This window comes from Anaeromonas frigoriresistens, from assembly GCF_016820655.1.
GTDB classification, from domain to species: domain Bacteria; phylum Bacillota; class Clostridia; order Tissierellales; family SIT17; genus Anaeromonas; species Anaeromonas frigoriresistens.
This window is the reverse complement of record NZ_WSFT01000036.1, coordinates 25,948-40,714: the sequence shown is the minus strand read 5'-3', so window position 1 is coordinate 40,714 and position 14,767 is coordinate 25,948. Positions and strand designations below refer to the sequence as shown.

General features: G+C 29.1%; 15 protein-coding genes. 4 read left to right on the top strand and 11 right to left on the bottom strand.

What is annotated here, in order from left to right; all coding sequences use genetic code 11:
• Nucleotides 1-19 precede the first annotated feature (19 nt).
• Complete coding sequence (locus GOQ27_RS08675; protein ID WP_203366458.1) at nt 20-484, bottom strand: YbaK/EbsC family protein; 465 nt, start codon at nt 482-484, stop codon at nt 20-22.
• Between the two features lie 178 nt (nt 485-662).
• On the opposite strand from GOQ27_RS08675, the gene namA reads away from it, so the two are divergent.
• Nucleotides 663-1,682, top strand: coding sequence for an NADPH dehydrogenase NamA (gene namA / locus GOQ27_RS08670; RefSeq protein WP_203366457.1), 1,020 nt, complete (start codon nt 663-665; stop codon nt 1,680-1,682).
• Nucleotides 1,683-1,711: 29 nt separating this feature from the next.
• Here the strand turns inward: namA and GOQ27_RS08665 are convergent, their stop codons facing one another.
• Complete coding sequence (locus tag GOQ27_RS08665) at nt 1,712-2,407, bottom strand: RluA family pseudouridine synthase (protein ID WP_203366456.1); 696 nt, start codon at nt 2,405-2,407, stop codon at nt 1,712-1,714.
• A 151-nt stretch (nt 2,408-2,558) separates the two neighbouring features.
• Entirely contained in the window at nt 2,559-4,544 is a 1,986-nt protein-coding gene (locus tag GOQ27_RS08660; RefSeq protein ID WP_203366455.1) for an LTA synthase family protein, read from the bottom strand.
• A gap of 494 nt (nt 4,545-5,038) precedes the next feature.
• Here GOQ27_RS08660 and GOQ27_RS08655 point away from each other — a divergent pair, with 494 nt between their 5' ends.
• Nucleotides 5,039-5,383, top strand: a complete 345-nt coding sequence (locus tag GOQ27_RS08655) for a L,D-transpeptidase (RefSeq protein WP_203366454.1) — start codon at nt 5,039-5,041, stop codon at nt 5,381-5,383.
• A gap of 83 nt (nt 5,384-5,466) precedes the next feature.
• Here the strand turns inward: GOQ27_RS08655 and GOQ27_RS08650 are convergent, their stop codons facing one another.
• Nucleotides 5,467-6,759 carry a DUF4179 domain-containing protein gene (locus GOQ27_RS08650; protein ID WP_203366453.1) on the bottom strand — a complete coding sequence of 431 codons (1,293 nt, stop codon included), beginning with the start codon at nt 6,757-6,759 and terminating at the stop codon, nt 5,467-5,469.
• Nucleotides 6,752-7,273, bottom strand: a complete 522-nt coding sequence (locus tag GOQ27_RS08645) for an RNA polymerase sigma factor (RefSeq protein ID WP_203366452.1) — start codon at nt 7,271-7,273, stop codon at nt 6,752-6,754. The genes GOQ27_RS08650 and GOQ27_RS08645 overlap by 8 nt, the downstream gene beginning before the upstream one ends.
• Nucleotides 7,274-7,707: 434 nt before the next feature.
• On the opposite strand from GOQ27_RS08645, the gene GOQ27_RS08640 reads away from it, so the two are divergent.
• On the top strand, nt 7,708-8,214 hold the full coding sequence (locus GOQ27_RS08640) for a PDC sensor domain-containing protein (protein ID WP_203366451.1): 507 nt from the start codon (nt 7,708-7,710) through the stop codon (nt 8,212-8,214).
• Here the strand turns inward: GOQ27_RS08640 and GOQ27_RS16970 are convergent.
• Nucleotides 8,193-8,534 (bottom strand): hypothetical protein, encoded by a 342-nt coding sequence (locus GOQ27_RS16970; protein WP_207751288.1) that lies wholly within the window; start codon nt 8,532-8,534, stop codon nt 8,193-8,195. The two genes, GOQ27_RS08640 and GOQ27_RS16970, sit on opposite strands and share 22 nt — an antisense overlap.
• Between GOQ27_RS16970 and GOQ27_RS17480 the strand changes: the two genes are divergently transcribed.
• Nucleotides 8,458-9,711: a methyl-accepting chemotaxis protein gene (locus GOQ27_RS17480; RefSeq protein WP_350445897.1), complete on the top strand. Its 1,254-nt coding sequence runs from the start codon at nt 8,458-8,460 to the stop codon at nt 9,709-9,711. The genes GOQ27_RS16970 and GOQ27_RS17480 overlap by 77 nt on opposite strands.
• Nucleotides 9,712-9,769: 58 nt before the next feature.
• Here the strand turns inward: GOQ27_RS17480 and GOQ27_RS17475 are convergent, their stop codons facing one another.
• The 5 genes from GOQ27_RS17475 to GOQ27_RS08605 all read right to left on the bottom strand — a co-directional run bounded on the left by GOQ27_RS17475 (nt 9,770) and on the right by GOQ27_RS08605 (nt 14,681).
• Complete coding sequence (locus tag GOQ27_RS17475; protein ID WP_203366449.1) at nt 9,770-10,873, bottom strand: methylated-DNA--[protein]-cysteine S-methyltransferase; 1,104 nt, start codon at nt 10,871-10,873, stop codon at nt 9,770-9,772.
• 104 nt (nt 10,874-10,977) lie between these two features.
• Nucleotides 10,978-11,193: a mercury methylation ferredoxin HgcB gene (hgcB, locus tag GOQ27_RS08620; RefSeq protein ID WP_203366448.1), complete on the bottom strand. Its 216-nt coding sequence runs from the start codon at nt 11,191-11,193 to the stop codon at nt 10,978-10,980.
• Nucleotides 11,190-12,362: a mercury methylation corrinoid protein HgcA gene (gene hgcA / locus GOQ27_RS08615; RefSeq protein WP_264175411.1), complete on the bottom strand. Its 1,173-nt coding sequence runs from the start codon at nt 12,360-12,362 to the stop codon at nt 11,190-11,192. The genes hgcB and hgcA overlap by 4 nt, the downstream gene beginning before the upstream one ends.
• 149 nt (nt 12,363-12,511) lie before the next feature.
• Entirely contained in the window at nt 12,512-13,414 is a 903-nt protein-coding gene (locus tag GOQ27_RS08610) for a GNAT family N-acetyltransferase (RefSeq protein WP_203366446.1), read from the bottom strand.
• Between the two features lie 52 nt (nt 13,415-13,466).
• A complete protein-coding gene (locus GOQ27_RS08605; protein ID WP_203366445.1) occupies nt 13,467-14,681 on the bottom strand; it encodes a Cif family virulence factor in 1,215 nt (404 codons plus the stop codon).
• Nucleotides 14,682-14,767 lie beyond the last annotated feature (86 nt).

Sequence of the window (14,767 nt, the reverse complement as noted above, 5' to 3'; positions counted from 1 at the left end):
GAATGTACTAATGCTTCTTTTAATAATATATTACGTTATTATTAGATACCTCAAGAATTTTTCTTAAATCCTCTGACTTTATTTGAATTGTTATTTCTGCAATACCGGGAGAAAATAGAAATTTATTATAATTAAATATTTCCCTATCCACAATAATTGAAATATCTTTATCATATCCAAAGGGAGATGCACACCCGGGTATACACCCGGTCTTTTTAAGTAATTCCTCTCCAGATGCAATAGATACCTTCTCTCCTATTAATTTTTTAACTCTTTTTGAATCCATTTTTTTATTTTCTACTGTGATGAATATATAGTATTCATCAGATTTTGATTTTATAAATAGACTCTTACTTTCTACACCAGATAGATTATATTTATCTTTTACTTCTTTAGCAGTATCATAGTCTAGTATTGGCTGATGCTTGTACCTATTATATTCTACATTAGCTTCTTTTAATAAGTTAATAACTCTATCATACACTCTATCACCTCTTATCTTTCAATATATATTGTATAATATTATAGTTATTTGTTCACAACTATTTATCTTATACCTAATATTTATTAATATAATAGGTTTTAATACACTATTAAATAATAGATTTTAGGGTATTCTTTAGATATGGGTAAAATTTATAATATTAGAAAGGGGTTTTTTTATGTCTAATTTGTTTTCAAGTATAAAAATTAAAGATTTAAATCTAAAAAATCGTATAGTAATGGCTCCAATGTGTATGTATAGTGCTAATAAAGATGGCTATGCCAATGACTGGCATTATACTCATTATACTAGCCGTGCAATTGGAGGAGTTGGATTAATATTAATAGAAGCTACTGCAGTGGAAAGCCGTGGGAGAATTTCTGATGGTGATTTAGGTATCTGGGATGATTCCCATGTAGAGGGACTAAAAAACATTGTAGATCTCTCTCATAAATATGATGCTAAAATAGGTATTCAATTAGCCCATGCCGGTAGAAAATGTGCTGTAGATTCAGAAGAGATTATTGCTCCTAGCTCTATAGCCTATAATGATAAATATGGTACACCAAATGAAATGACTAAGGATGATATAAAAGAGGTTATTAATGCTTTTAAAAAAGGAGCTTCCCGGGCTAAAGAGGCTGGTTTTGATATTATAGAAATCCATGGAGCCCATGGCTATCTCATAAGTGAATTTTTATCTCCTCTATCTAATAAACGTACAGATGAATATGGTGGTAATTTTGAAAATAGAGGTAGATTCTTAAAAGAAATAATTGAAGAGGTAAGAACTGTATGGCCTGAGGATAAACCCCTCATGGTTAGAGTTTCTGCTGAAGATTATTTAGAGGAAGGAAATCATTCAAAAGATTTAGGAAATATATTAGGGAGAGTTAAAAACTCAGGGATAGATATAGTAAATGTGAGCTCAGGAGGAGTAGCTCCTGCAGAAATAAATCCTTATCCTGGATATCAGATTAAATATGCAGAAATTATTAAGAACATTACTTCACTTCCTGTTATTGCTGGAGGATTAATAACTTCACCTCAAATGGCAGAAGAAATTATACAAAATGAGAGGGCTGATTTAGTTTATCTAGGAAGAGCACTCCTTAGAAATCCGTACTGGCCTCTTCATTCATCCCAAGAATTAGGATATGATATACAATGGCCTGAACAATATGATATAAGTAAATAAGAAAAGGGAGTAAACTCCCTTTTCTTATTTTAATATTGGAATAGATTGAAGGGATATTGATCCTTTGGTTTTGATATATATGTATAGGTTTTTTTATCTTTAGGATGTTTAAATGACAACCTAGAAGCCCACAGGGCTATTTGAGTCCAACCACTTCTTTTTACAAAGCTTTTGTTATATTTAGTATCTCCCCATAAAGGTAGGTTAACATGGGAAAATTGAACCCTTATTTGATGATGTCTTCCTGTCTTTAAATCAATCTTCACAAGAGTTAATAGACCAAATTCCTCTGTTTCTATGCTCTGTACTACTTCATATTCTAAAATTGCTTCCTTAGATTTTTTTGTTTTTTCTTTAACTACCTTTGACATATTAACAGTTTTTAATCTTTGTAAATAATTTCTTAACTCTCCTTTATAATTATCAGGTTTTCCACATATAACAGCATAATAGGATTTCTGTAATTGTTTTTCTCGTATTTGCTCTGATAAATAAGCATTTGCCTCTTTGGTTTTTGCAAATACCATGACTCCTCCCGTAGGACGATCTAATCTATGTACTAATCCGATATAAGGTTTCTTTATTTTTGGATATTTTACTTTTAAATTATTTTCTAAGAATAAAAGCATACTCACATCTCCGCTTTTATCTTCTTGTGAAGGCACTTTAGGTGGTTTCTCTGCTACAATTATATGGGAATCTTCGTGAATTATTTTAATTTCCATAAATCCTTCTCCTTCTCCTTTTAATTTTCTTATCTCATATATATTGTTAATATATATAAAATATCTATTCATAATTTCGATTTAATCATAAGGCTTTAAATAAGTCAATTTAAAATAAAAAAAGTGGCTCTACATGGGAGCCACTCTGTTATTATATATTTGGTTCGGTATACATTATAGATCTTTGTTCTGGTGTTAAAACTTTGTTTTGAGCTAATAGTCCATTGAAGAATCTAATTAAGTCGTTTTGAATAATATTATTTGATAATTCTATTTTTTCATCAATCATATGATTTGTGGCAATTAAATCAGGATCTTCAATAACTTCATCGTTATTAAAACTATAAAGCTTTGATGATGATGCTGAGTAATAGTGATTACTATTTAACCAATCTCCATCTGGAAAAACAACCGTATTTTCTTTTACTGACATCATATCTACCCCTAATTGATATGGGTTTAAAATTCCTAACATATTTGAAAGTGTAGGCAAGGCATCCACCATACCCATAGGTGTATTTATAGTTTCATTTATTTTTTTATCTTTAGACCATATAATAAATGGTGTTCTTTTTAATTGCTCTTTATATACTCCATTGATAGCAGTATATTGTGGATCTTCTTCATTATAGTAATCCTCTGTAGTTTCATCATAGTTATATACTTTTTCATAATCTGATTTAGATATTTTAGCATGATGATCCCCATATAGAACAACTATAGCATTATCTAATAGTCCCTCTTGATCCATGCCTTCTATAAAGGTTTGTAAAGCTTCATCAGCATAGTGGAATGATTTAAGATAATTCCCTATATCAGTTCCTTCTAAATGTCCTACATTAAATTCTCCATATTTATCTACATCATCAAAAGGATAATGGTTTGTAAGAGTTATTAATGTAGATATTACTGGACTATTTTGCTGTTCTTTAGTTTCTTTTATCTTTTCAATTGATTGTCTAAAGAAAGATTTATCACTCAATCCTAATCCTATCTCTTCATCTATAACATAATCATTTTTACTAAAAAATCTATCATAACCTAATGTTTTATGCATCATATTCCTATTCCAAAAGTCACCATTGTTCCCATGCATACTCATTGAGTAATAGCCTTCTTGTTTTAATAATTTCTGTAATGATACATATTCCCTATTTGCATGAGTCATAAATACTGTTCCATTGTTTATAGGTAATAGTGATGTGTTAAAAGTAAATTCTGTATCACTACTTGTTCCTACTGAATGTTGAGGGTAAAAATTATTAAAATATAATCCTTCAGATGCCATTTTATTTAAGAATGGTGTTACTGGGCCATCTTCAAATTCTTGGTCCATAGCAAAGGCCTGAGCACTTTCATAGTGGATTACATATATATCTCTTCCTTTAAATATATCTGAATATTCATTAACAGTTTCAGTATTTAGATTTCCATCTACTAAATCTTCTAAAACCACTGATACTTCTTCTGTTTCTTCTTCCGATATTTTATGGTTATTAGAAGCTAAGTTTTTAACAAAATCAGCAGTTGTATAAGAGTATATTCCTAATTGTTCTACTAAATAAGGTCTATTCCATTGTTTTATTATACGACTCTTATCTGTACCTGTTAGAGTAGTAGATACAAAATATAAAATTGCTATTCCTATTACTAGTGGTGTTACAAATTCTATTTTACTTCTTTTACTTTCTATTTTTTCAAAAAAGTTCGCTTTATTTAACCTTATTATCGTTATAATTAATATAACTGTTGGGATAGCAAAGATTAACACTCTAGGATCTAATGTCTTAAGTACACTATCTCCCATCTCTCTAACTTGAGAAAGTTGCTTTAATAATGAAAATGATAAAAAAGAATTATAATGCTTATAATACATATAATTCATACCATTTAATACTCCAAAGTATATTGATAAAGTTATATAGATATAATTCCTATTTTTGTATGATAGGAATAAAGCTAGTATACTAGCAAATATAATCATAGGTATACTAGTCACAATTGGCTTCCAATAAACTACATCTCCTATAGTCATTGCTCTTAGTGCTAGGTCATTAAAAATACCCCCTACAATCAAGAGTATTAAAATTATATTATTTTTTATGTTGGGTACTAACCCTCTTAAATTCAATTTCATAATATCCCCTCTTATTTCTACATGTTTGTAAAATTTATGTTAATACTAAAGATATTCTACAAGATACAGTTATAAATAGCAATTACAATTGTTGCTAATAATATTAAAATGTCGTAACGGAGCCTTTGAAGGTATATAATCACCAAAAGTAAATATTTAATAATTTATTTAATATTATATATTTACTTTTCCTGCCTATACCGCTTATTTACATGCCTTCATCCTAATAAATGAGTCCATAAATTTTGTACATAAAATCTCTTTTTTGTAATATTTTTCTGAACTATTACAATCTATATTACAGTACTATTTCAACTATAGGCGTTTTGGCCCCTTTCCTTTGTTATATTACATTTTGGTTAAATATTTAACCTCAACTTAATAAATACCCTATATTATCATTATTAATAAAAAGTATGCATTATAAAACTTTTATATCTTAATTCTGTAGCACTTTATATCTCACTTTCATATATTATATAGAGGTGATATTAATGCCAGAAAATCCATATTCTATAGAGGTCGTTACTAATAAAAAGATCTTAAAATTACTTAAAAATAATATAGTTCAAAAGCATTATGATATAGCTGTTGGTAAGCCTAGTACTCCTACCCCTAAAGGAAGCTGGAAAATTATTAAAAAAGCTCTATGGGGAAGACAGTTTGGAGGCTATTTTATGCAACTCAGTGTTCCTTATGGTATTTATGGAATACATGGAACAAATAAACCTTGGTCTATAGGAAAGGCTGTTAGCAATGGCTGTGTGAGAATGTATTCTAGTGAAGCAAAGGAGCTTTACTCCCTAATTCCAATTGAAACCCCAATACTTATATATTGAGAAATCTGAATATTTATGACTAGTATCTACCTAGGATAAAAAACACTAGATATCTAAATTTGATATCTAGTTTAATCAATAATCTATTCTATTGGTATATCTATTGTCTTATTGTATTCTTTAGAATAAGTCATTCTTTTTATTTCTAATTTATATTTTTCTCCCACTCCGTGAAATTTCAATGTTCTAGTATGAAGTACTTCTCCATTCTTTAACTTTTTATAGTTGTTATTAAATGTTTCCTCTAACTCTACCGTTTCACCATCTATTATCAGATATACTTTAGTGAGAATTGTATTTTCTTCTGTTGTAATAGTAATTAAAGTTTCTTCGTTTCTTTTATCTATCTCATTTATAACTATCCCCTGACCTATAATGTCTATTTTTTGTTCTTTTTCATTTATATCAACATCTATAACTTTGTTTATATCATGATCTCCAGAAAAACTAACTAATTCTAATTTTAAAGATTTTAGATTTTCTGGCAATGGATCATACTCTTTATGAAAGGTTATACCTTTATGATCTGTACTCATGCCACCACCTTGATATTTCATTTCCTTTCCATTAGCATATAACTTTGTTTCTATATTATTTGGTCTTAATCTATCATTATTTATAACATCTTTGGCAAGTTCAAATATATTTTGTATAGACCCTTTTATTACAGTACGAGTAGGAGAAGCCAATATCGAATCAAAGTGAATATTTTCTCTTTCCATTTCAATGGTTTTATTAATTGAATTCTTTAGAGTATGTCCCATGGCTTTATCTCTATCAATTTTAAATTTTATTTCTCCTGTTTCATTAATATCCTCATTATATAAATGAATATTGAACTTCAAAGATCTTTCATAGAAATGGGGAGGGTCAAAACTCTGTATATATTTTATTATAGTTCTTTCATCATTATATTTTCCGTATCCACCTTCTGGAAAGTACTCTTTTACTAGTCCTTTTAATTCAAATCTTGGTATCATATCTTTTCCACTGGGATCTTCTATTGTATAAAATGCTAATAGTTGTGTCTCATCTATCATTATTCCATCTAATATTACTGAGACACCATTTTTAAAAGTATAGCTCTTATTTATAATTTGACCTTTTCCTGCATCATTAAGTTCTTTTAGGGCTCCATTCATAACATTGTCATAACCTAATATTTTTTTACCATAAAAAGCTAAAGCATCAAAATTAAATCCAATTAACAAAAACACTAAAAATACAGCTACAATTTTACCTAATCTATTTTTTCTTTTCTTTTTCATTACCTTGTCCTCTAGTGCTTTATTTAATCTATTCTCTAAGTTGTTTGGCACATCTATATCATCTAAGTCTTTCTTTATATCCTTAAACATATCTTCTATATTATTCAATATTCTCACCTCCAATTTTAGCTTGTAATTTATTAAGGCCATAAGATATTCGAGATTTTACTGTACCTAAGGGTATTTTTAATATTTCTGCTATTACTTTATATTCTAAATCTAAAAAATATCTTAATTTAATCACCTCTTGATATTTTTCTCCTAGCTGTGATAAATATTTTTCTAATAGAATCTTATTCTCTCTTTGTTCATAATTTTCTTTATATGACTGCTCTTTAATAGAGTCTATTGAAACAGTTTTTTTCCGTTGTTTAATAATTTTTTTACAACAATTTACCAATATAGTTTTACTCCAGCTATAGAAAGAATCATTCTTTTTTAGCTTATAAATGTTTTCATATAATATTACAATCATATCTTCCATTGCATCTAATGAATCTTCCTTATTTTTTAAATATAAAAATGCAAGTTTATAATAATTGGATTTCTCCTTCATAATTAATTCAACTAATGCATCTTTATCTCCAGTCTTGGCTTTTTTCACCAGTATCTTAGTTTCCAAACTCCCACCTCTCTTTCATATATAAGAGTATTACATTTATAAAAAAGTTCAATTTAATTTTATCTAAAATAATAATAGAAAGTATCCTTTAGGATACTTTCTATTATTATTTTAGATATTCTAATCAATTAATCCTTTATTTCTAAAAAACTCTTTTACTACATCCCGCGGATCCTCTTCTAAGGTTCCATTATTTATTACCGGAAAAGATAGTGGTAAATTAACATAAATAATATTTGCATGGGAGTCATAACAACTCCTCTAGCAAACTCTCTCACAGAATCATCTACACTTTTTATTCCTATGTATGTATTCTTAATTGTTTGTAATAATGCATATAAACAATGTCTAATAGCTCCCCTGCCCTTTCTTCTATAGTCCATTCCTTCAATAATTACATAAATTTTTAATCATGACAAAAAAATAACATGTTAATGGGAGCTTTTGCTTATAATAATTCAGCTAAGTCACTAGAAGATGAAGTGGGAGCAAAGGTAGAAAATTATGCAGTTATGCATATGGAAAAAATTGATCAATTAATGTATGAAAGGATAAAAGATCTTGAATCTATTAGTATATCACCTTCGATTATAGGTGCTATTGAATCAATATCTTCTAATACAGTACAAGATCAATCATCATCTGAAAATGAAGACGCAACAACAAATAATATTGAAGTTGAAAAATATCTTAATAAGGTAATAAAACAGTCAAGTTACTTCTCATCACTTTTTATTACTGATAAAAATGGTTATATAATTAATCTTGGAACAAATGATGTATCTACTAATACTTTTAAAGATGAGGAGTGGTGGAATGAAGCATTTAATGAGGGTATATCCTTTAAAGATTTAGAATACGATGAAACACTAGAAAAGTATGTTATGCCAATAAATATTGCCATAAAAAATGAAAAAGGTCAAAGTATTGGAGTAATATAAGGTTCTTTTAATTTTGAAATCATATGGTCAATTGTTAATAATAGCGCTAGTAATGGAGCATCTGTTAAACTACTAAAAAATGATGAAACTGAAATAGCTGATACGGTTTCAGGAGCTAGTACAACTACTGATTCCAATGAAAGCAAGGTAGATGATGGATCAGATATATACCAAAAGCTTGATAAACTTGAAAATGGAGACTTTGGATATTTCAAAGGAAATGATTTTACAGGAAAAGAAGGGATTATAGGATATGTAAAGAGTAATGGATATAAAGACTTCAAAGGTTTTTCATGGGGTCTAATTGTAAGTGAGCCCACAGAAATTGCGCTACAATCTGTTCAAGGAATAAGAGATTTCAATTTATTATTAGGAGCATTAACCTTATTAGGGGTTATTGTAATCTCCATTTTTATCGCTCGTAATATTGCAAATCCTCTTATTGTTCTTAGAAACAAAACAGAGAAAGTTGCCCAAGGAGATTTAAGAGAAGAGTTCAATATTAAGAGAAAAGATGAGCTAGGACAATTAGCTACTTCAATGAATTCTATGATATATAATCTTAAACATATGATTGAAGAAACATTACATACATCGAAAGAAATAGATATTCAAAGTAATAGCCTAAATACCGCTAGTATAGAAATCAAAAAGGGTAGTGAGCAAATAGCTGTAACTATGCAAGAAATGGCTGTTGGATCAGAAGATCAGGCTAGTTCTTCTACATCAATATCAAATTCTGTACAAAACCTTGATAAGCTTATAGGAAAAGCTAATTATGAAGGGAAAATATTAGCAGACTCTTCTCAAGTTGTTTTTAAAGCTTCAAATGAAGGTATACAGGAAATGAAAAAATCAATTAATCAAATGGCGATAATAAATGAGCAAGTAAATAACTCAGTGGAAAAAGTTAAGAATTTAGATATAAAGTCACAAGAAATATCTAAATTAGTCCAAGTGATTAATGATATTTCTGACCAAACCAACCTTTTAGCTTTAAATGCTGCTATTGAAGCTGCTCGAGCTGGAGAAGCAGGTAGAGGATTTTCAGTGGTATCAGAAGAGATAAGAAACTTATCTGAACAAGTAAGTAAATCTGCTATTGAGATATCTGAAATAATCAGAAATATGCAGCACGAATCTAAGTTAGTAACAGAATCCCTAGACAGTACATATGATCAAGTTCAAAAAGGAACCCTTCAAATTACAGTCTCCGGCGAGTATTTTAATAATATAAGTTCAGAAATAACACAAATGATAGATAAAATAGAAAATGTAACTGATAGTCTAGATAATATTGAGTCTAATAGTAAAGAGATAAGTTCAGGAGTCCAAAATATAGCATCTATTTCAGAGGAGAACTCTGCTAGTACAGAAGAAACCGCGGCTTCAGTTCAACAACAGTATAGTTCTGTGGAGAATCTTTCTGAAAATGCTAATCTATTATCTGGACTATCAGCTAAGTTAAATGATATGGTTAAGAAGTTTAAAATATAATATTAATCAACCATAATAATTCGAGCCAGTGACTATAGTCACCGGCTCATACTATTTTTTAAAAATGTCTTTCTTCATGTTCTAAAAGCCATTTTTTTCGCCATAATCCACCTTCATACCCTATCAATTTTCCATTACTCCCTACCACTCTATGACATGGTATAATAATAGCTATTTTATTTTTATTATTTGCATTTCCTATTGCTCTACTTGCATTTTTATTTCCTATCCATATTGCTATATCTTTGTAGGATTGGGTTTCTCCATAAGGAATTTTTGTAAGTTCAACCCAAACTTTATTTTGAAATTCTGTGCCATTTATTTTCAAAGGCAAATCAAAAGCCTTTCTTTTACCATCAAAATAGTCCCTTAGCTGTTTCTTTGCTTCTTCTAAAACAGGTTCTAATGTTTCATCATATTTCCTTTCCTTTACAAAGTCTAAGCTTATTATTTTTCCCTCATAAGACTGAATCTCAATAATTCCTATAGACGACTCCATATATGCTACGTTATTTTTCAAGTTAACTTTTTCTATATTATCGTATTTGAAATAATTATTAATGGTAATTTCCCATAAATAGAAAGAGGCTAAAGTATTATAAGGTGAAAATTTCTTTTTATACTTTTCAAATTGCTCCTTAGTAGGTTCTTTCTTCATATTATATAGCCATTGAACTCCTTTTCTAAGGCCTAAATCTTTATAGCTCATGACGTCCTTTCTATTTAGTGAAAATATAAGAAACATTTCTGCTGTCCAAACTCCTATACCTTTAATCTTTACAAGTTTTTCTATGATCTCTTCATCTGAAAGATTAGAGAAATTACTAAAATCTAATTCTTCACTTTTTACAGCATTAGCGATATTATTTATATAATGAATTTTTGTCGTTGAAAGTCCACATTTCCTCAAGTCTTCAAATCTAGTATTAAGTATATTCTCTGGAGTAATTTCACCTATGAATTCTTCAAATCTATTCCATATAGAAATAGCTGCTTTATATGCTAATTGTTGAAATACTATACTGTTAACTAATGCAATAAATGAGTCAGGTATATATTCTCTATCTATTTCTCCAATAGAATCTATCAACATTCTCATTTTTTTGTCTTTGTTTCTTAATCCTTTTATTTCACTTTTATCTATAATTATTTTTTTATACATATGGTAATTTACCCCCTATTTTATAGGAATAGATTTTTAAGTTGTAATTCCTAACAACAATTTGGCTCACTTCCAGTGAGCTTACCTTTTAATATGGCATATGCTCAGCCAACTCCTGATTTAACCATAATAGCATCAACAGGACAGTTTTTATCACAAGCCCCACATTCTATACAATAGTCTTTATTCTGAATAAAAGCTTTCTTATCTTTTATAGTAAGAACCTGATGAGGACATACATTTATACACATTTTACATCCTATACACTTTTCTATATCTAACTCTATAGTTGCTACATTCTTTAAGTATTTATGTCTCATAATAGTCTATCCCCTATCTTCCCAACAATCATTGACATTACTCCTATTAATGATGCTAAAATCACAAATGGATATGTCCATACTGTTTCCTTCATAACTCCAGAAAATGAAGTATAAGTAGATGATCCTGTAAAGTTTAAGCTTAATACTGTTATTATTGAGGTCAATATTAATCCGTTTGCTATTAGAATTATCCATTGAAAGTCCAACATCAGCATGTTTCTTATATAAGCAGTTACCATTGACCATATAATACCTATTACTACTCCTTTTAGAGAAAAAGATCTAAAAGGTATTATAGGTAAAAGTAATGGTACTACCAAAGTTCCTATAATAAATGCACCTAAATAAGGTATGCTTTCTAGTATAGTTAAGTTTAATACCTTTTCAATTCCTAAGTCCTGTCCACTAATAAGATTTAAGATAAATAATAATATAGGTATCATAATAAAATACCTAAGACTTATTATTAGTTCTAGAGGTGTTAAAACTAATCTATCGTATAGATTAAATTCTACCTTTCTCATTTCTTCTGTGGCTTTATATCCTGTTGCTAAGAATTCTGGTATATCTTCAGCTCTAACTGGGCCATATATCACTTTAAACCCTGTGTATTTTTTTATTGTGTGAGCTGAAACCCCTGGAGCTCCTAACTGAGGAAGCATCAAATTTTTATGAGCTACTATTTCTACTAATTTCGTTTGTACTACTTTATTTATGATTTCTTCTGTTCCAAAAGTTCCTTTACCAGCAGCACACCATACATTAATTCCTTTAGTATCTATTACTAAAATCCAAAGATTTAGATTTTGAAGTTCCTTTCTTAGCTTATCAAAGGTGAGCTTATAGTTTGCAGTTATTAATACTGGGGAAGTTTTATCAGGATCTCCAATAGCATATACTCCTGTTTCTATTCTAAAATCATCTCTCTTAATTTTTATCCTTGTATGAATATCCTGTAAAATATCTTTTTTTGATAAATAAGTTTTTATTTTTTTAATATCACCTATAGGTGTAGATATATATCCTTCAATCAAATGACTAATATCTTTATATAATGACTTATCATACTTTTCTTCTTTAGTTGATTCAATTTTTACTTCTTCCCTCCGGGAAGATGGAGTATCTGTACTTCAACATGACTTATTGTTAGACTTATATTCACTCATATTTAAAACCTCCATTTCAATTTGATTTTAACATAGAATTGTCTATCTATGTTCATGTTCTTTTAAATTTTATAAAAAATCTCAAGGACATTATTTAAATACCCTTGAGATTTTTATTGTTATTTATTAATTCACTGTCCTTAAAATACTTACTTCATCTTAATATCATATTTAAAGCATACAACTTCTTCTACTTGTTTAAATCCTTCTTGAATATATAAATCCTTTGCCCTTACATTTTCTCCATTTACACAAAGTATTGTTCTATCATATCCTTTTTCGTTAGCTATATTTAATGATGCTCTTAACAAACTCCTTCCCAAACCCTTTCCTTGATACTCTGGTATGATAGCCAGGGGTCCTATATTCATAATGGGTGAGCCTTCATATTCATCATCAGATCCTCTAACTATTCCTACAGGCCTTTTATTATGATACAGTATCATTGTGCCCTCTTTTATGTAATCCTTCTCAGACATCATCTGAGTTACAATATGAGGAGTAATAGGAGTTTCGCTTCCTTTAAGCTTCGCAAAGCCTTTATTTCTTATATCACACCATACTTCCTCATCTAATCCTGGTCTAAAAGCCCTGATTTCATAGCCCTTTGGTAATGTAAATTGAGGAATACTTAAATCCTCTCTTACTAATAGAAATGAATATCTCTCAATTAAAAAATCCAATTCTTCAAAAACCTTCATTAATTTTTTATTTACTAGAGGAATAAAGATAACTAACTTCTCTAGTCCATCTGTATGCTTTAGTATTTCTTTCATAAGCATGTTAAAATATTGAAAATCCTCAATCTCTGAATGAAATATTCTAAATCTAGCTTTTTTTCCTAGTCTATTGTATTCATCAATTATAAGAGAAGCAGCTGCTATTATTTTTCCCTGTTCATTAGTAAATATATAAGTAGGATTTTCTTCATCTGCTTTAAAATCCTCTAAATCTTCATCATATAAAAATGATTCATCTACCTCGCTTTTATGCTTCTTGCAATACCCCACAAAATCTTCTACTCTTTCTTGTGTCAGAAATTCTATTTTCATTTTCCACACTCCTCATTTAAAAGTATTATTTTTAATAATAAAACATTTTTTTCTAGTCATATTTGCCTTCTAATATCATCATAAATGGATAGGAAATTTGTAATGTATGAATTAGCCATCTTCCATCTTTTTTTAACAATACTCCTTCTAATCTAAAAGGCCAAAAGAATTCTTCTCCTTTGGATATTTCTTTAAGGAGTATACTTATATCCCTTTGAATCTTAAATACCTTATCTCTTCCCGAAATATTATAATTAAATATACCTTTAATAATATCTATTTCTCTATTACAGGCATCTTCAATACTTAGCCTTTTTCTAGCTAGCCCATTAGTAGTGACCCATGCTACATCATCGTTTATACTGATAATAGCTTCATCTATGCCTATAGACATTTGATCCCATTTTCGTCTATTGTCTTGTATGAATTCACGAACCTCTGATTCTCCTTTATGCCACATTTCTTCTGGGCCAACTAGTAAAACATCTTCTCTTCTTTCAAAGAAGTTAGTAAGGATATCTTTCGTTGAATAAGTATTTTCTAAATATACCTTTTGAAAGTTTATAAGTAATTCTTCAATATCCTTAGTTTCAGTGGAGATACAATTTTCTTTAAATATTAGCATTTTAGCTTTTAGATCTTTAAATTTTTCTTTATATTCGTCTTCATTAATAAATCTAATATCAGGATATCTAGATGGATTTGTCATGGAAAATTGCATGTATTTGAATACCCACTTTTCTTCTACCTTTACTAATACTCCCGAAAACCTTGCAGGCCATTTATATGCTCTTTTCGATTCCTTTCTATTGCCCATAAGAGAAGCTAGTAAATAATTAATTTTTGTTATCTTAGATAGAGAAGATAAGTCTTTGTCTTCATCTTTATTCTCTAAAAAATCTTTACATGCATCTAAATATCTTTCATAGGTTTCCTGACTTTCTCCAAACTCATAACTAACTGAAGCCCTGGTAATTAACCAAGCTGTATCTCCCTGGGTAGAAAACACCATATTTTCTATATCAAATACTAAATCTCCCCAATACTCCCAGTCAGATTCTATTAATTCCTTCACCTCTTTCCATCCAAAGCACCATTCATCATCAGCGGTGCCAACTGCAAATACATTGCTATCAGTAGATATTAATGGATCTACATATTCATCAATTAGATTAATATCTCTTTTGGTATATCCCTCTTGAAGTTTAATCAAGACATCTTTTATCTCTTCTTGAACTGTTTTTAAATCTTCAACTTCTTTTTTCATATTTCTTCCCTCCAACCCCTATATTTTTTCAAAAAAAAGATTGTAAATGAACATACCTTCACTTACAATCCTTAATATCTTAATAT